Below are 16861 nucleotides of genomic sequence, written 5' to 3' on the forward strand. Positions count from 1 at the left end.
CCTCCACCCCGCGCCGGATACGCCACGCCCCAGATCCACACAGCGGCGGATACCCCAACACGCCTCTGCTGTCTAAGCTGGAGGGATGGCAGAGAGTCCGACATCGCTGAGACCTACGCGCGGCGACGTATATCTGGTCATCGCCCTGGCCGCAGGTTCTGTAGTCTTCGCCATCCTGTATGTCACGACAGGCTACTGGCCGTTCAAGGCGCCGCTATGGGTTCTGTGCCTGGCTTCAGTGGCGGTGACAGTGCCCCTCATCTGGAGGCGGCGCTACCCCAGCCAAGTCGCCTGGACCCAGACCGCGATCTTCGTCGGCGCACAGATCGGCGGCGCCATGGAACCAGGGGTCACCCAGATCATCCTCTTCATGGGCGTGTACTCGATCGGTGCGTGGCAGAGCAATCGCCGGTCGGCTCTCGTCTCCAGGGCACTGTTGTGCACGGCCATCTTCATCTACCTTGTGGCCTCCGTGTTCTTCCAGTCCAACGGTCTCTCGGACATGACAGTCCTGCAGATCACCGCGAGCTTCGGCGTCAGCCTGCTGACGAATGTCGCCTATTTCGGCGGCGCCTGGCTCTTCGGCGACCGAGCCTGGAAGCAGCGCCTGATCCTCGACGATCTGCGCTCCGCCAACGCCGAGGTCCGCGCCCAGGAACAGCAGCTGACTCGTCAGGCTCTCGATCTTGAGCGGGTGCGCATCGCTCGTGAACTCCACGATGGCATCGCCCACCACATCACCGGCGTCGGCATCCACGCCGCAGCCGCCCGTCGCAGCCTCGAGAAGAATCCCGACAAGGCCCGAGAATCCCTCAAGACCATCGAATCCTCCACCCGAGAAACCGTCGATGAACTGCGTGCGCTCGTCTACACCCTCCGGGACACGGACGACGCGAGCACCGGTGAGCACAACACGAAGGGCAACCCCGGCCTCGGCGACATTCCCGAACTCGTCGACGCCTCACGTCGATCGGGACAGCAGGTCGACGTTGTCACGATCGGTGAGCCGAGACCGCTGACGCCGATCACGGAGATGTCGATCTACCGGGTGATCCAGGAGTCCCTGACCAACTGTCGTCGTTATGCGGGATCGCACGCGGAGGTGGATGTCCGCCTGCGGTACGGCACCAGCAATCTCGAAGTCGAGATCAGCGACACCCGGTCTCCCGGCGGGCTCCACGAGGAATCGCACCCCGACTCCGAACCTCCGGCGAAGCAACCGGGCCTGGGCCTCGGCATCATCGGCATGCGCGAACGGATGAGCGCCATGGGCGGCTCCCTCGAAGCCGGTCCGAAGTCCCGTGGCGGCTGGCTTGTACGGGCACAGATTCCCTACCCTCGGAACGTCGCCGAATCTGAGTCTGACCCCGAATCTGAGTCTGACCCCGCGGCCACGCCTACTACCCCCGAGACCGTCACCGATACCAGCGATCTCCCAACTGCCTCCTCCATCACCGACTCCACAGCAAAGGCCTGAACCGTGATCCGAGTCCTCCTCGTCGACGACCAGTCGATGGTCCGCACCGGCTTCCGCACGATCCTCGAGAGCGAGGACGGCATCGTTGTCGTCGGGGAGGCTGAAAACGGTCAGGTCGCGATCGACCGTGCGCTCGAGCTCGCGCCGGATGTGATCTGCATGGACGTCCAGATGCCTGTCATGGACGGGCTCGAATCCACCGCGGAGATCGTGCGCCGAGGAGCGGCCGGCGCTGTCCTCATGCTCACCACCTTCGACCGCGACGATTTCCTGTTCCAGGCGCTGGCCGCTGGTGCCAGCGGATTCCTGCTCAAGACCGCCGAGGCGGAGCAGCTCATCGACGCGGTCACCGCGCTGGCGGGCGGCGATGGGCTCCTGTCTCCCGAGGTGACCCGACGCGTCATCGAACGCTCCGTCCGCAGCACCGTCACCACCACCTCGGCAGCTCCCGAACTGGAACTCCTCACCGACCGGGAACTCGAGGTCCTCCACCTCGTGGCCAAGGGGCTGAGCAATTCCGAAATCGCAGGAACGCTCTTCGTCGGCGAGGCCACCGTCAAGACACATGTCTCCAACCTGCTGACCAAGCTCGACATCCGCGACCGCATCCACGTCGTCATCTTCGCCTACGAGAACGGACTCGTCGGGAGCTGAGAGGTCTCATTCCCAGTGTCAGACTTCTTCCCAGGGTCAGAATTCGACCTCCCCCACACTGCCGATGCCGAAATAGCCCGAACGACGGATTCGCATCGGCGCGGCACCGCATAGGTTTGAGTCATGATCACCTTGGACTCGATTTCACGCAGCTTCGGCGACAAGCAGGTTCTCCACGACCTGTCCTTCAGCATCGGCTCGGGCAGGATGACAGGATTCGTGGGCTCCAACGGATCCGGCAAGACGACGACCATGCGCATCATCCTCGGCGTACTCGCTGCCGACTCCGGTCGCATCACCGTCGACGGCGAAACCATCACCGCCGCACATCGCAGTGCGATCGGGTACATGCCCGAGGAGCGGGGCCTCTACCCGAAGATGCCGATCATCGATCAGCTCATCTACCTCGCGCGCTTCCACGGTCTCAGCCGCCATTCGGCCCGTCGTCGCGGACTGGAACTCCTCGAGCAGCTTGACCTGGGCGGCAGACCCAGCGACAACCTCGAGGCCGTCAGCCTGGGCAACCAGCAGAAGGTCCAGATCGCTGCCGCGCTCATCCACCGCCCGCGCGCCCTCGTGCTCGACGAGCCTTTCTCCGGACTCGACCCGGTCGCCGTCGAACGCACCCTCGAGGTCCTCAAGGATTTCGCCGACACCGGTGCGCCCGTCCTCTTCTCCAGCCACCAGCTCGACCTGGTCGAACGCCTCGTCGACGACCTCGTCATCATCGACGGCGGCCGGCTTGTTGCGGGCGGCACCGCCGATGAGCTGCGGCGTCAGCGCAGCACACCTGAGTGGATTCTGCAGACCGATTCGGACATGGGCTGGGTGCGCGAGATCCCCGACATCCGAGTCGTCGAATTCGACGGCAACTGGGTGCGCTTCGCCGCACCGAACGCCGATATCGCCGAGGCGGTCCTGCACCAGGCCATCACCGTGTCCTCAGTGAAGTCATTCGGCCCGCACGCCGTCGCTCTCAACCGACTCTTCCAGGAGGTCACGCAGGCATGAGCACCCAACAGGATTCGAACTCCGTCGACACGAGCTCTCCCGCCACGAACGCCCCCAAGAAGTCCGGATTGGCGACGACAGCACAGACACAGCGTGCCAGCTTCACTACCGCCATCGGTCTCGTCATCGAACGAGAGGTCATGGTCCGCCTGAAGTCCAAGGCCTTCATGGTCTCGACGCTGCTGAGCATCGTCCTCTTCGGAGCGCTCGTGGCAGTCTCCGGGTCACTGCCCTCACTGTTCTCCTCCACGGACAAGGTGGCGGTCACCTCGGCGGGAGCGCAGGCTGTTGAAGGAATCGACGGGATCGAACTCGTCTCCGTCGACAGCACGGATGAGGCGAGGACCATGGTGACATCCGAAGAGGTCGCGGCCGCCGTCGTCGAAGACCCTGCGTCCCCTGTCGGTGTCACCGTCATCGCCGAACGCTCCGCACCCGAGTCGCTGACCGGCGCTCTCAGTCAGGTGCCCACCGTTGAACTCCTCGACCCGCACGCTCCGGATCCGGGGCTCACGTACCTGATCGGGTTGGGCCTCGGGCTCGTGTTCTTCATGTCGGCGGTGACCTTCGGGACAACCATCGCCTCCTCAGTGGTGGAGGAGAAGCAGTCACGGATCGTGGAGATTCTGCTCGCCTCCACCTCGGCGAGGGTGCTGATGTTCGGCAAGGTTCTCGCGTGTTCGATCCTCGCCTTCGCACAGATAGGCCTGACTGCGCTCTCCGTCCTCCTCGGGGCCGCCATCAGCGGAAACGACCTGGTGCTCGGCAAGGTCACGGAACCGATCGGCTGGTTCATCCCGCTCTTCATCGTCGGCTTCGTTATGATCGCCTCCCTCTACGCCGCGGCCGCTTCGATGGTCTCCCGGACGGAGGACCTGGGCTCGACGTCCAGCCCGATCATGATGCTCATCTTCCTGCCCTATATGGCCGTCATCCTCTTCTCATCCAACGAGACGGTGATGGCTGTGATGTCATACATCCCCTTCTCCGCAGCGGTCGCAGTCCCGATGCGCGTCTTCCTCGGCACGATCGAATGGTGGGAGCCGCTGGTCTCCCTCCTCATCCTTGCGGTGACCACGATCCTGGCTCTGCTGCTGGCGACCCGGATCTTCGAACGTTCCATTCTGCAGTCTGGCCCGAAGGTGTCGTGGAAGCAGGCACTGAGCAGGTCGAAGAAGTAGTTTCGGCAGGATCTGTGCCAGCCGGCACAGCAGACAGGAGGGAATATCTCGCAGCGACCGTCATAGGCGTCAGCCGTATCATTGCGTGCGCCGTCGCAGCGTCAGCGAACCGATGATGATCGCGCCGAGGATCCAGCATCCGATAAAGAGGATGCGCAGCCAGATGTAGCTGGAATCCTCATCGCCGCTCGCGACTGCCGTGAGCGCGTCGATCGCGTGTGAGAGCGGCAGCCAATCGCCGATGGTCTCGAGCACCTTGGGCAGCTGGTCACGGGGCAGGAAGATGCCGCCGAGGAGGATCTGGGGGAAAACGAGCGCCGGCATGAACTGCACAACCTGGAATTCGGTGCGGGCGAAGGCACTTGCGAGCAGTCCCAGAGACGTACCCAGCAGCGCATCAGCGATCGCGACAACGAAGAGCATCCATACGGATCCCTCGATCTCGAGACCGCATACCAGCGTGGCATAGGCGACGGCGACCGCAGTCTGGACCACAGCGAGGATCCCGAAGGCGAGTGTGTAGCCGAGGATGAAGTCTCCGCGGCCCAAGGGCATCGACAGCAGTCGCTCGAGCGTGCCGCTGCGGCGTTCGCGCAGAGTGGAGATGCTCGTGACGAGAAACATCACGATGAAGGGAAAGAGTGCGAGCATCGCCGGGCCGATTGTCGCGAATACCTCGGTCTCATCGAAGATCCAGGCCACGAGCCCGATGAGGAGGCTGGGTACGATGAGGAGCAGGGCAATGGTGCGCGGATCGTTGCGGATCTGAAGCAGCACGCGTCCGGCTGTGGCCAGGGTTCGCATCGGAATCATTGTGGGCCCTTCTTCCGCTGGGCACGACTCTTCCCGACGGTGAGCAGATGTGTGGGAGACCGACGTCTCGACCGCGAGGCACCCGGTCCAGCGTCGTGACTCTCGATGATCCGCAGAAACGCGTCTTCGGCCGTGTCGGCACCAGTGGTCGACAGAAGCTGTTCGGGGGTCGTATCCGCGATGAGATCGCCCTCACGCATGAGCAGGAGCCGATCGCAGCGAGTCGCCTCGTCCATCACGTGACTCGACACGAGGAGGGTCGTCCCATCCTCGGCGAGTCTGCGGAAGATGGCCCACAGATCCCCGCGCAGGACCGGGTCGAGGCCGACGGTCGGTTCATCGAGTACGAGCAGGTCCGGCGAGCCGAGCATCGCCGCAGCCAGTGAGACTCGGCTGGCCTGCCCACCGGAGAGGGTCCTGGCCAAACGGTCGGCCTGCCCTGACAGATCCGTGCGATCGATGACTCTTTCGACATCCGAACGGGGAGCGCCCTGAACGCGAGCGAAGTAGTGGAGGTTCTGCCGCACGGACAGATCCTCATAGATGCTGGCCTGCTGGGTCATGTAACCGACTCGATGCCGAAGCGATGCGCTCCCTGCGCTCTGACCGAAGACATTCACCGATCCGCCGGCCAGGACCTGTACCCCGACGACGGCCCGCATGAGAGTCGTCTTGCCGCTGCCGCTGGGTCCGAGCAGACCGACGATCGCGCCACCGGGCACCGTGAGGTCGAGGCAGTCGATGACCATCGTTGGACCCCGAGAAATTCGCAGACCGCGCGTCTCGATCGCGTTATTCATCATATGATGAATTAGACGCCTCCACCTCACTCCCGTCAAGGGCTGAACCCAAGCACTTATTGCCCCGAGTGAGACCGAGACAGGGTGCTCGCTACGAGCCCCTGTCACCCATCTGCGTTGTCAGCGCCCTGCCCGGAGTCCCTCGATATGACCCTGCACCGCAGGAACGACGTGAGCAATGACCTCCTCGATCGGGCTGGAGGCAAGGGGTTCGGCCATGACGACATGCCTGAGTATGAGCACCCCGGCTATCTGAGAAAGCACCATCGAGGCCCGCTGCTGCGCCGACACGGCCTCAATGCCCACATCCTCGAGGCGCTGGGCAATCGCGGACATGAGTTCGCGCAGGAGGAACTGACGGACGAGTTTTCCGGCCGCCGATCCGTTGACGACCGAGCGCAGAATCGTCACACCCACGGGTTTGACCTTCGGGTCCTCCCACGCGAGCAGCACCGTGCGGGCGATCGAAGCACCGAGCTCGGGAAGGGGAGCATCGAGGGCAGCAGCGATGATCTTGTCGGGCCGGACCGGGAGCTTGACGACGTCGGCGAAAAGGGCAGCTTTCGTATCGAAATAGTGGTGGACGAGCGCCGGATCGACTTCGGCGCGGCGGGCGATGCCGCGCATGCTCGCCGTCTCATATCCCTTTTCGGAGAATTCGGCGGCGGCCGCCTCGGCGATCATCGCCCGGGTGTCCCCGCTCTGCCCCTTCCGTGGACGCCCTCTGCGACGGGGCGCGGATTCTGGCTCGACCATGCTCCTCAGCTTAGCGGGGAGGACTCACAGCCAGCCATGATCACGGGCGATGCGCACGGCGTCGGCCCGGTTCCGCGCATCTGTCTTCCCGATCGCGGCCGAGAGCCGATTGCGCACGGTGCCTGGTGAGATGAACAATGTCGAGGCGATTTCCCCGACGCTGCCTCCCCCGGCCGCCACACGGAGGATCTCGGTCTCCCTCTCAGTCAGAGGAGACTGCCCGTGGACGGTCGATTCGACGATGAGCTCTGAGTCCACTACCTGCAGACCGGCCATGACCCGTCGGATTCCGTCAGCGAGTCGCTCGACGGGAGCGTCCTTGACCATGAACCCGCTCACCCCGGCATCGAGGGCTCGCCTCACCCACCCCGGCCGCCCGTAGGTCGTGACGATGACAACTCTGACCTGCGAAAACTCGGCGGCGAGCGCTGCAGCGACCTCGAGTCCGTCCAGGCCGGGCATATCGACGTCGAGCAGCGCCACGTCGGGAGCCCGGTGGCGAACTGCTGGCAGCACCTCATCACCACGTGCGCATTGGGCGATGACCTCGAATTCCGGCTCCATTCCGAGCAGCGCGGCGAGCGCCTCCCGGACCATGGTCTGGTCATCGGCAATCAGCAGCGTCGTCATCGTGGGCTCTGCTCCCTGTTCGCCTGGGTTGGGCTGGTCTCTCGTGCATCTGAGCTCTGGCCTTGGACGACGAGAACGAAACCGTCGTCGGTCTCCTCCGTCCTCACTGAGGCACCGACCGCCTTCGCCCGCTCCGCCAGTCCACGAAGGCCGGATCCTGCCCCCACCTCGGCGAGGTCGGTACGTCGGCCCGAAGCATCGTTGACGATGGTGAGTCGGTCGCGCTCAAGGGTCACGGTGCAGTGTCGGGCACGTGAATGCCGGAGGATGTTCGTGCTTCCCTCACGTACGCTCCAGGCAAAGAGCTCACGCAGCTCGGAATCGACCTCGTCCACCGAGGTTGGCGCTTCGACCTCGATCTCGGCGGCTCGAAGTGCCCTGGTGGCGGCGACGAGTTCCCCGGCCAGCGAAATCGTCCGCGTTCCCTGCACGGTCGTGCGCACATCCGCCAGCGCCCCACGGGCGAGCTGTTCGATCTCAGTGATGTGCTTGACCGCCTCCGGCTCGCCGGTGGCTTGGAGTTTCGCTGCCAGCTGGGCTTTGAGGGCGATGACGGTCAGCGAATGGCCGAGCACGTCGTGGACATCCTGAGACAGTCGCAGCCTCTCGGCCTCGCGTTCGAGACGACGGTTCTCCTCTTCGGCGGTTCGTGCCGCCCGCGCCCGGTCGCCGGCCACAAGTGCCATGACCATGGCGAACCCGGCTATCGAGATTCCGAAGGTGGTGCCGTATTCGTGAGTCCAGCCCGGCACCGTCCGCTGAGCGATCTCGGCGATGACGACCGTGGAGCAGGCCGCGACCACACCGGGCACCACCCGGCGCAGGGAGATGACGACGAGGACCGAAACGTAGGCAAGGAACGACAGTGCCTCTTCCCCGATGAGCGGCACGGCGACAGCCGCGATGAGCACCATGATGCCCAGCGCCGCATTGACGGTCATCGACTCCGCACGCGATCGCAATGAATGCGGTGCCTGAGCATGCCTGGCGAAAGCGCCGAGGCCGATACCGCTGACGACCATCGCCGAGTAGAACACCACGGCGAAGACTACCGTCAGAGCCAGCCCCCATACTCGGGAAGAGCCATTGAGGTTCCATGCCGCGGTGAGCGGGTAGCTGAGGAAGACGAGCCAGAAGACAGGGAAGATCCAGCGCAAGAATGAGATCGGCCTCGGTTCGACTTCAGAGCTCATCCAGCTTCTTCCTCCTCGCACTCCCTCGCAGCGTCGCGCTCACACCCGGGCGGTGTCCTCGCGCAGGGCCCACGCTGAACCGACGGTGAAGAGCACCAACCAGACGAGAACGTTGACGACTGCCCATTGATCGTATCCCCCGCCGAGGGGCGCGCGGGCGATTTCTCCCGCACCGTAGGCCGGAGTGAAACGGGCGATTGTCTGCAGTGTGTGGGGCCACACGTCGAGTGGGACGAAGAGACCGCCGATGAGGGAGAGCACTCCCAGGACCATGCTGGAGAGCTGGATGGCGTTCTCGGCTGGCAGCAGGTAGCCGAGCATGACTCCGAAGGCGGCGAACACCGAAGAGCCGAGGACGACGAGAACACCGCAGACCACCATGGTCCCCAAGGGTGCGCGAACACCGGTGAGCGCAGTCAGGACGAAGACCACGAGGACCGACAACGCGCCCAGGAACATCGAGACGAGCACCTTGGTGAGGATAGAGGCCGCCGGATGCAGCGGGGTCAGCGCCAGCTGGCGGCTCCACCCCAATGCCCGCTCGACCGCCACCTGCGCCCCGCCCGTGGTCGTGGCCACCATCGCCCCGTAGGTCGCCAGCGAGACCGAGATATAGAGCGCCGCGTCCGTATCTCCCAACATCTGGCCCCTGTTGGTCAGGCCGAAGATGAGATAGAAGACCGCGGGCATGACCATCGTGAAGATGACGGTGCGCCTGTTGCGCAGTTTGCGCACAAATTCGAGTCGCAGCAGGGTTGCGGAGAATCCGCCGAACTTCGGTGGGCGGCGCTGGTCGAGGGAGTTGAGGAATGTCGTCGCCGAGGCGACCGTCGGGCCGGTCATGTCATGCCCCTTTCGAGGTCAGGCTGATGAACGCGTCTTCGAGCGAGTGCGAGGAGATCTCCAGGTCTGTGCAGGCATTGTCGAACAGAGTGCGCGCGGCCCAATCGGAATCGGTGGTCCTCATCGTCAGGCGTCTGCCGTGCACCTCGACGGATTCGACCCCGGCCAGGCCGCCTAGCAGTGTCCGGAGGTCGGCGTCTCGGGAGGTCTCAGCGTCGTGGAGGGGCAGCGTGGCGCTGACCGTCTTCGCTGAGGCCATGGCCCGGATCTCGTGCGCGGGGCCGTCCGCGACGATTCGGCCCTTGGCAACAAGGATCACGCGATCGGCGAACTCGTCGGCCTCTTCGAGGTAGTGCGTGGCGAAGAGAATGGTACGTCCGTGCATGGCGTCGGCACGCATCTCATGCCAGAAGTCCCTGCGCCCGGTGACATCCATGCCCGTGGTCGGTTCGTCGAGGACGATCAGTGCCGGATCCGGCAGGAGTGCCATGGCGAACCGCAGTCGCTGCTTCTGCCCACCCGAGCACTTCTTGACCACGGAGTCGGCGATGGTGGTGATCCCGGCCCGTTCGAGGACGACATCGACGTCGAGTGAGGAGGCGAATACCGCAGAGGTGTACGCCACTGTCTCCCGCACCGTGAGGTCGTCGAGGAGCCCTCCGGTCTGCATCACAGAGCTGACCAGTCCACGACTGACCGCCCGCCGAGGCGACATCCCGAAGACCTCGACCGATCCCTCATCCGGTCGGGACAGTCCGAGCAGCATGTCGATCGTCGTCGTCTTGCCTGCCCCGTTGGGGCCGAGGAAAGCCACGACCTCACCCGGACGGATGCTCAGATCAATGTCGTCGACCGCGGTGAGGCTGCCGAAGCTCTTCGAGAGGTGGCTAAGCTCCATCGCCGGAGGCGATGGCACCTGCTCACTTCTGCTGCTGTGATTCGTCGTCTGTGTGCTCATGATTTCAGGCTAGAAGGAGCCAGTCGGGCATGATGATGCCATTTGTCACCGATGCGCAACCCTTGCCAAGGGCTCTCTGACGCCCAACGAATCTTGCGCACACCCGAGACACGTGATTTCGTTATTGACATGACCCTGCAGGAGCTGTCTCTGCCGCTGAAAACCGACCGTCTGCGCCTCCGTGCGTATCGGGACTCCGACGCCGAGGCTCTGCTGCCCATCTACTCCCGCGAAGACGTCGCGCGATTCCTTCTCTGCGAGCCGTGGACTGCCGAGGTCGCACGGACCGAGGTATCCAAACGCATTCCGAGAACCGGCCTGGACACCGAGGCTCGCGCACTCGCACTGGTCATCGAAACCGCGGACGGGCTGGAGAGCATCGAAGGCTCGGTCGTCATCGGCGACATCGCGATCTGGTTCGACGGAGAGTCATCGGAGAAGGCCGAGATCGGCTGGGTTCTCAACCCGGCGGCGGGCGGGCACGGATTCGCCACCGAAGCCGCCATCGCCATGCTCAACGCCGCCTTTGCCCACGACGGTCTCCATCGAATCATCGCTCAGATGGATGCCAGAAACACCGCCTCGGCGAGGTTGGCCTCACGCATCGGCATGCGACAGGAGGCTCACCTGCGGCAGGACTGGTGGTCAAAGGGCGAATGGAGCGACACGCTCATCTTCGGCATGCTGCGCAGCGACCGGCAGCAGGTATGAGGGTTCGCCCTCGATACCGGCCCACGTCATGTGACCCGTGTGACGAAAGGTCTGGGAAACAATCCGAAAACCCGGTCAAAGGTTCACGAAACGGGCCTCTGTGTGGTCGGAACCACCTCGGCGGTGGCCATAGCGTGGTAATAGCGGTATCAGCAATCGTCGCATCGAAAGGTCCTCAGGGTTCCCATGTACAGGCAGTCGTCGAAATTGGCCAACGTCCTCTATGACATTCGGGGACCCGTCCTCGAAGAGGCCGAGGCGATGGAGGCCAAGGGCCACACCATCCTCAAGCTCAACATCGGCAACCCCGCCCCCTTCGGATTCGAAGCCCCCGAAGCGATCGTCCATGACATGGTCAAGCAGCTTCCCGTTGCACAGGGCTATTCCGATTCGCGCGGAATCCTCTCCGGGCGCCGGGCCGTGGTCCAGTACTACGAGACCCGCGGCATCCACAATCTGGACACCTCCGAGGTGTTCCTGGGCAACGGAGTCAGCGAACTCATCACCCTGTCCCTGCAGGCGCTGTGCAACCCCGGCGACGAGATCCTCGTTCCCAGCCCGGACTACCCCCTGTGGACGGCATCGGTCGCACTCTCCGGCGGCACGCCCAAGCACTACCTGTGCGACGAAGCCACCGCCTGGCAGCCCGATCTCGACGACCTCGAATCGAAGATCACCGAGAACACCCGCGGCATCGTCGTCATCAACCCGAACAATCCCACCGGCGCCGTCTATTCGCGTGAGACCCTGAAGAAGATCGTCGACATCGCACGTCGCCACGGCCTCATCATCTTCGCCGACGAGATCTACGAGAAGATCACCTACGACGATGTCGAAATGGTCAATATGGCCACGCTCACCGGCGACGATGTGCTGTGCCTGACCTACTCTGGTCTGTCGAAGGCCTACCGGATCGCCGGATACCGCGCCGGCTGGCTGGCCATCACCGGACCGCTGTCCGAGGCGAAGAGCTACCTCGAGGGGATCAAGCTCCTGGCTAATATGCGCATGTGTGCGAACGTTCCCGCTCAGCACGCGATCCAAGCTGCTCTGGGCGGCAAGCAGTCAATCGATGACCTCGTCCTGCCGCAGGGTCGCCTGGGTGCTCAGATGGACGTCGCCCACACGGGGCTGAACTCCATCGACGGCGTCTCTGCACATCGGGCCAGCGGAGCGCTCTACATGTTCGCAAAACTCGACGTCGAGAAGTTCGGGATCACCGACGACGAACAGTTCGCGCTCGATCTGCTGCGCGAGCAGAAGATCCTCGTCTCCCACGGCTCGGCCTTCAACTGGTCACGCCCGGACCACTTTCGGCTCGTCACCCTGCCCTCCGTCGAGGTGCTGGACGAATCGATCAACCGCCTCGGCGAGTTCCTCTCCGGGTACCAGCAGAAGGCGAGCAGCACCTGCGAACTGCCGACCGTCAAGGACATGTCCCCCGCAGCGGGGTGAAACTGCCGGGGCACGTAGTCTGGTGATCCGGGCTGAGATAATGGCCCCATGACGGAGCGCGCAGCAGGGCCAGAGACAGCAGCAGTGGATTCCGTCGCACGCGCGATCAGCCTGATCGCGCGGGGCAACCCCGTCGATCGCAGCTCGTTGGAATCAGAACTCGGGCGGCAGTCGGACCTCATCGACTCGCTGCTCGATCTGTCCACGACCATGGTTCGCTGGCGCCAGAAGGACCATGAACGCGCCGCCCTGCTCGAAAGCGCCTCTGAGCTCATCCAGGTCAGAGACACCAAGCGCCTTCTGCAGAAGCTCGTCGACAGAGCCAAGTCGCTGATCGGCTGCGACATCGCTTACCTCTCCGAATACAACCCCGAAACCGACGAGCTCAACGTCAGAGCCAGTCGCGGGGCGATCTCGCTCCAACTCCCGGCGCTCCGGGTGCCACCGGGAGTCGGACTTGCGGGCCGGGTCGTCCGTGACCGAGCCGCCCACTGGACTTCGGACTACGACCTGACTCAGCTGCCTCATGAGCGGCGTGTGGACTCAGCGGTCAAGGCAGAAGGCATGGAGTCGCTCCTCGGAGTGCCGATGGTCGTCGACGGTGAAGTACTCGGTGCCCTGTTCGCGGCGAATCGCTACCCCCATGACTTCGGAGCAGATGAGATCACTCTGCTCTCCGCCCTGGCAGACCATGCCTCGGTGATTCTCAAGACCGCGCGACTCATGGGCGAACTCGCAGAGGCGGCAGCACTGTCAGCTGCCGCAGAAGAGCTGGCTGCGGCCAAGGCGAGCACCTTGCAGCGACTCGTCGAGGTCGAAGAGCAGCTGACCCAGTTGGTGCTGCAGGGCCACGGGGCACCAGCCGTCACCAACGTCATCTCCGAAACTCTCCGTGCCGAGGTGCTCATCGTCGACAGTTGGAGGCTGGACTCCCCCCATTTCCCAGCAGACGAGGGTTTCTTCGCCGAAGTCGACATGAGTCGAGAAGACATTCTCGCGGCGTTGGATACCAGTCGCCGCACCGGGCGGAGCATTCAGATTGCTCACGCCAAGCGACTCATCGCCGCTTCGGTGGCGTCGAACAGACGTCAGCACAGCGGACTGTTCGTGCGCTTCCATAACGACCCGAAAGACGGCGACCACAGCATCGTCGCTCAGGCCGCACAGTCCTTGGCCCTCATCCAGATGAACGAGCAGTCACGCGCCGACGCTGAGAACCGTGTGCGCGGCGAATTGGCCGTCGATCTGATCGCCGACACCAGAAGTCTGGACGAGCTGCGAGCGCGAGCGCGCTCCAGCAACTTCACCCTCCTCGGCCCTTGGCAGCTGATAGTGGTCCAAGCCGGCCCCAACGACTTCGACCGCATCGGCTCGTACTTGGCTCGGATCGAGCCGCGAATTCTCATGACCCAGCGCTCCCCAGGGCTGACAGTGCTGCTGCCCCGTTCGGCTCATCGAACCCGGACACAGCTGGAAGAGCTGCTCACAGCCTCAGAAGTCCTGCGCAACTGCCTGGTCGTCGTCTCCGACACCGGTTTTCAGCGTTCGGAGCTGCGCACCGCAGAGGACGAGCTGTGGTCGTGCGTGCGTGTCCTCAATTCGCTGTCGATCACCAGCGGCGTCGCACCCGCCGAGGACTTCGCTCCCTACACAGCCATGTTCGGCTCGGTCCCCGGACACGTCGGACAGTTCATGGAGCGCATGCTCGGCCCCCTCCGACGATGGGACCGGAGACAATCCGCCGATCTGGTCACCACACTGCGCACGTACTTCGAACACAGCAGCAGCATCAGCCGCACCGCCGCCGCTCTCTCGGTTCACGTCAACACCGTCAAGCTGCGCCTTGAGCGCATCGACGCGGTACTCGACATCGATTGGCGTGCACCCGAATATGCGTTCCGCCTCCACGTCGCACTCCGTCTGGATCAGCTCCAGCAGAAGGTCTGAATGCAGTCAGGCACGAGCCACCTGCCCTGGCCGATCCAGCCAGTGGCTGGAGACATCTATGGCCATAACGGCCATAGGTGATCGAGCCCAGAAGTGCTTGACTGAACTCTGCGCGGAATTGCTCTGCGCGAACGTTCTGACCGGCTCAGCTCGGCCGCTTTCGGCAGCCGCAGTCGGCAGATGCAGACTCGAAGAAGACTCGACAGGAGACACACAATGGCAGAGAACAGTCGTATCGCCGACTTCCGCAATATGTCGGTCAACGATCGTCGCACGGCAGTAGCCGAGGCAACCGGGCTCGACACCGAGGTGTTCGCCCAGATCGATGCGACTGCATTCGGCCCCGAACAGGCCGCGAACCTGAGTGAGAACGTCTTCGGCGTCTTCTCCCTGCCGTTGGGAGCCGCCACCAACTTCACGATCAACGGCACCGATGTCCTCGTACCCATGGCCACCGAAGAGGCTTCGGTCATCGCCGCTGCCAGCAACGCCGCCCGGATGGCGCGCCCCCAGGGTGGGTTCTTCACCAGCTCGACCCAGCCGATCATGCAGGCGCAGATCCAGCTCATCAATGTGGCAGACCCCCATGCCGCCCGGTCTCGCATCTTCGAACGCCAGGACGAGATCATCGACCTGGCCAATGCACAGGATCCGAAGCTCGTCGAGGTCGGCGGAGGCGTCAAGGGCCTCGATGTCCGCCTCGTCGAGGCGAAGTCGGCAACCTACGTCGTCGTCCACCTCCATGTCGACGTCCGCGACGCCATGGGCGCGAACGCGGTGAATACCATGGCAGAGGCCGTCTCAAGCAGTCTCGCGGCGATCGCCGAAGGTGACGCACTCCTGCGAATCCTGACGAACAAGGCCGATCTGCGTCTGAGCCGAGCACGCGCCGTCTTCGACAAGGAGCTGCTGGGAGGCGCCGAGGTCGTCGACAACATCCTCCATGCCTATGAGTTGGCCGCAGCCGACCCGTACCGCGCCGCCACACACAACAAAGGCATCATGAACGGCATCTCCGCCGTCGTCCTGGCCACCGGCAATGACACTCGCGCTGTAGAAGCCGGCGCCCATTCGCATGCCCTCATCGACGGTCGTTACACCTCACTGTCCACATTCGAGAAGAATGCCGAGGGCAACCTCGTGGGCAACCTCGAGATGCCGATGCCCGTCGGCCTCGTGGGTGGTGCCACGAAGGTCCACCCTGCGGCCCGAACCGCACTCCAGATCGCCGAGGTGAGCACGGCGAAGGATCTGGCCGAAATCATCGTCGCCGCAGGTCTGGCGCAGAATCTGGCGGCCCTGCGAGTCCTTGCCACCGAAGGTGTGCAGCGCGGCCACATGTCGCTGCATGCGAAGAACCTCGCCATGTCTGCCGGTGCCACCGCCGAGGAATCCAAGGCCATCGTGAAGAGGCTCATCGAAGAGAAGGCCTTCCGCTTCGACCGAGTTCAGGCCATCCTCGCCGAGCTTCGCTCAGGTGGATCGAAATGATGGACTCACTCCCTCAGGTGTTCACCCATGACACGCTGCCGACTCAGGTCAGGGTCTACGAGGTCAGCGCACGGGACGGCCTCCAGGCCGAATCAGTCACTCTGCCCGCCGAGACGCGTGCCCAGCTCATCTCCCGACTGGCAGGTGCCGGCCTGAGAACCATCGAAGCAGGCAGCTTCGTGTCTCCTCGGGCCGTTCCGCAGATGGCCGACACCCGCTCGGTTCTCGACGAGCTCGACCTCGACTCGGACATCTCCTATCCGGTCCTCGTACCCAACCGTCGCGGGCTCGACGATGCCAGGGCGGCTGGGGCCAAGGACGTCGCCGTCTTCGTCAGTGTCACTGAATCGTTCTCTCGGGCCAACCTCGGCGACAGCCTCGAGGTGACCACGGCACGCAACCTTGACGTGGCAGCGGCGGCCACCTCGGCGGGGATGCACGCCCGCGGGTATCTGTCCATGGTCTTCGGCGACCCCTGGGAAGGTCCAGTGGATCCGCAACGCGTGGTCACCGCGGCTGCGCAGCTGCTGGAGGCCGGCTGCTCGTCGATCTCGCTCGGAGATACGATCGGCACCGCGACACCTGGACACGTGACTGCTGTCCTGCAGGCACTGATCGAAAGCGGCGTCCCCGTCGACGCGATCGCGCTGCACACTCATAACACCTATGGCCAGGCGCTGGCCAACGTCTTCGCCGCCCTCCAACTCGGAGTGAGTGAATTCGACGCTTCTGCCGGAGGAGTCGGAGGCTGCCCGTTCGCGGGTTCGGCAACCGGAAATCTGGCAACCGAGGATCTCGTGTGGATGCTCAATGGCTTGGGAATCTCGACCGGAGTCGACATCCGCACAATCGCGGAGACGAGCCAATGGCTCAGCCGGCAGCTCGACAAGCCACTGGCATCTGCCACATCCGCGGCCATCGTCAATCAGTAACACCACCAC

At 64.0% G+C, this 16861-nt stretch carries 16 protein-coding genes; 9 read left to right on the forward strand and 7 right to left on the reverse strand.

What is annotated here, in order from left to right; all coding sequences use genetic code 11:
• Window positions 1-85 precede the first annotated feature (85 nt).
• From FO013_RS18245 to FO013_RS18260, 4 genes are all read left to right on the forward strand, one after another.
• The gene (locus tag FO013_RS18245) at window positions 86-1477 is read left to right on the forward strand and encodes a sensor histidine kinase (protein WP_143923987.1); all 1392 of its coding nucleotides are present in this window, start codon (window positions 86-88) and stop codon (window positions 1475-1477) included.
• 3 nt (window positions 1478-1480) lie between these two features.
• Window positions 1481-2131, forward strand: a complete 651-nt coding sequence (locus tag FO013_RS18250; protein ID WP_101557467.1) for a response regulator — start codon at window positions 1481-1483, stop codon at window positions 2129-2131.
• 123 nt (window positions 2132-2254) lie between these two features.
• The gene (locus FO013_RS18255; RefSeq protein ID WP_143923988.1) at window positions 2255-3142 is read left to right on the forward strand and encodes an ABC transporter ATP-binding protein; all 888 of its coding nucleotides are present in this window, start codon (window positions 2255-2257) and stop codon (window positions 3140-3142) included.
• Window positions 3139-4323: an ABC transporter permease gene (locus tag FO013_RS18260; protein WP_143923989.1), complete on the forward strand. Its 1185-nt coding sequence runs from the start codon at window positions 3139-3141 to the stop codon at window positions 4321-4323. Before FO013_RS18255 ends, FO013_RS18260 begins: the two co-directional genes overlap by 4 nt.
• Window positions 4324-4401: 78 nt before the next feature.
• Here the strand turns inward: FO013_RS18260 and FO013_RS18265 are convergent, their stop codons facing one another.
• The 7 genes from FO013_RS18265 to FO013_RS18295 all read right to left on the reverse strand — a co-directional run bounded on the left by FO013_RS18265 (window position 4402) and on the right by FO013_RS18295 (window position 10316).
• On the reverse strand, window positions 4402-5136 hold the full coding sequence (locus tag FO013_RS18265) for an ABC transporter permease (protein WP_143923990.1): 735 nt from the start codon (window positions 5134-5136) through the stop codon (window positions 4402-4404).
• The gene (locus tag FO013_RS18270) at window positions 5133-5939 is read right to left on the reverse strand and encodes an ABC transporter ATP-binding protein (RefSeq protein WP_143923991.1); all 807 of its coding nucleotides are present in this window, start codon (window positions 5937-5939) and stop codon (window positions 5133-5135) included. Before FO013_RS18270 ends, FO013_RS18265 begins: the two co-directional genes overlap by 4 nt.
• A 117-nt stretch (window positions 5940-6056) precedes the next feature.
• A complete protein-coding gene (locus FO013_RS18275) occupies window positions 6057-6692 on the reverse strand; it encodes a TetR/AcrR family transcriptional regulator (RefSeq protein WP_143923992.1) in 636 nt (211 codons plus the stop codon).
• Window positions 6693-6716: 24 nt separating this feature from the next.
• Window positions 6717-7322 carry a response regulator transcription factor gene (locus FO013_RS18280; protein WP_143923993.1) on the reverse strand — a complete coding sequence of 202 codons (606 nt, stop codon included), beginning with the start codon at window positions 7320-7322 and terminating at the stop codon, window positions 6717-6719.
• A complete protein-coding gene (locus FO013_RS18285) occupies window positions 7319-8515 on the reverse strand; it encodes a sensor histidine kinase (RefSeq protein WP_143923994.1) in 1197 nt (398 codons plus the stop codon). The genes FO013_RS18280 and FO013_RS18285 overlap by 4 nt, the downstream gene beginning before the upstream one ends.
• Before the next feature lie 39 nt (window positions 8516-8554).
• Window positions 8555-9358 (reverse strand): ABC transporter permease, encoded by an 804-nt coding sequence (locus FO013_RS18290; protein ID WP_143923995.1) that lies wholly within the window; start codon window positions 9356-9358, stop codon window positions 8555-8557.
• A gap of 1 nt (window position 9359) precedes the next feature.
• Window positions 9360-10316: an ABC transporter ATP-binding protein gene (locus FO013_RS18295; protein ID WP_143923996.1), complete on the reverse strand. Its 957-nt coding sequence runs from the start codon at window positions 10314-10316 to the stop codon at window positions 9360-9362.
• Window positions 10317-10445: 129 nt separating this feature from the next.
• Between FO013_RS18295 and FO013_RS18300 the strand changes: the two genes are divergently transcribed.
• The 5 genes from FO013_RS18300 (at window position 10446) to FO013_RS18320 (ending at window position 16852) form a co-directional block, all read left to right on the forward strand.
• The gene (locus FO013_RS18300) at window positions 10446-11027 is read left to right on the forward strand and encodes a GNAT family N-acetyltransferase (RefSeq protein WP_186293194.1); all 582 of its coding nucleotides are present in this window, start codon (window positions 10446-10448) and stop codon (window positions 11025-11027) included.
• Between the two features lie 186 nt (window positions 11028-11213).
• On the forward strand, window positions 11214-12482 hold the full coding sequence (locus FO013_RS18305; RefSeq protein WP_143923997.1) for a pyridoxal phosphate-dependent aminotransferase: 1269 nt from the start codon (window positions 11214-11216) through the stop codon (window positions 12480-12482).
• Between the two features lie 48 nt (window positions 12483-12530).
• Entirely contained in the window at window positions 12531-14429 is a 1899-nt protein-coding gene (locus FO013_RS18310; protein ID WP_143923998.1) for a helix-turn-helix domain-containing protein, read from the forward strand.
• Window positions 14430-14609: 180 nt separating this feature from the next.
• Window positions 14610-15920, forward strand: a complete 1311-nt coding sequence (locus tag FO013_RS18315) for a hydroxymethylglutaryl-CoA reductase, degradative (protein WP_143923999.1) — start codon at window positions 14610-14612, stop codon at window positions 15918-15920.
• Window positions 15917-16852 (forward strand): hydroxymethylglutaryl-CoA lyase, encoded by a 936-nt coding sequence (locus FO013_RS18320; protein WP_313900594.1) that lies wholly within the window; start codon window positions 15917-15919, stop codon window positions 16850-16852. Before FO013_RS18315 ends, FO013_RS18320 begins: the two co-directional genes overlap by 4 nt.
• Window positions 16853-16861 lie beyond the last annotated feature (9 nt).

The sequence above is a fragment of the Brevibacterium aurantiacum genome (genome assembly GCF_007558825.1).
GTDB classification, from domain to species: domain Bacteria; phylum Actinomycetota; class Actinomycetes; order Actinomycetales; family Brevibacteriaceae; genus Brevibacterium; species Brevibacterium aurantiacum_A.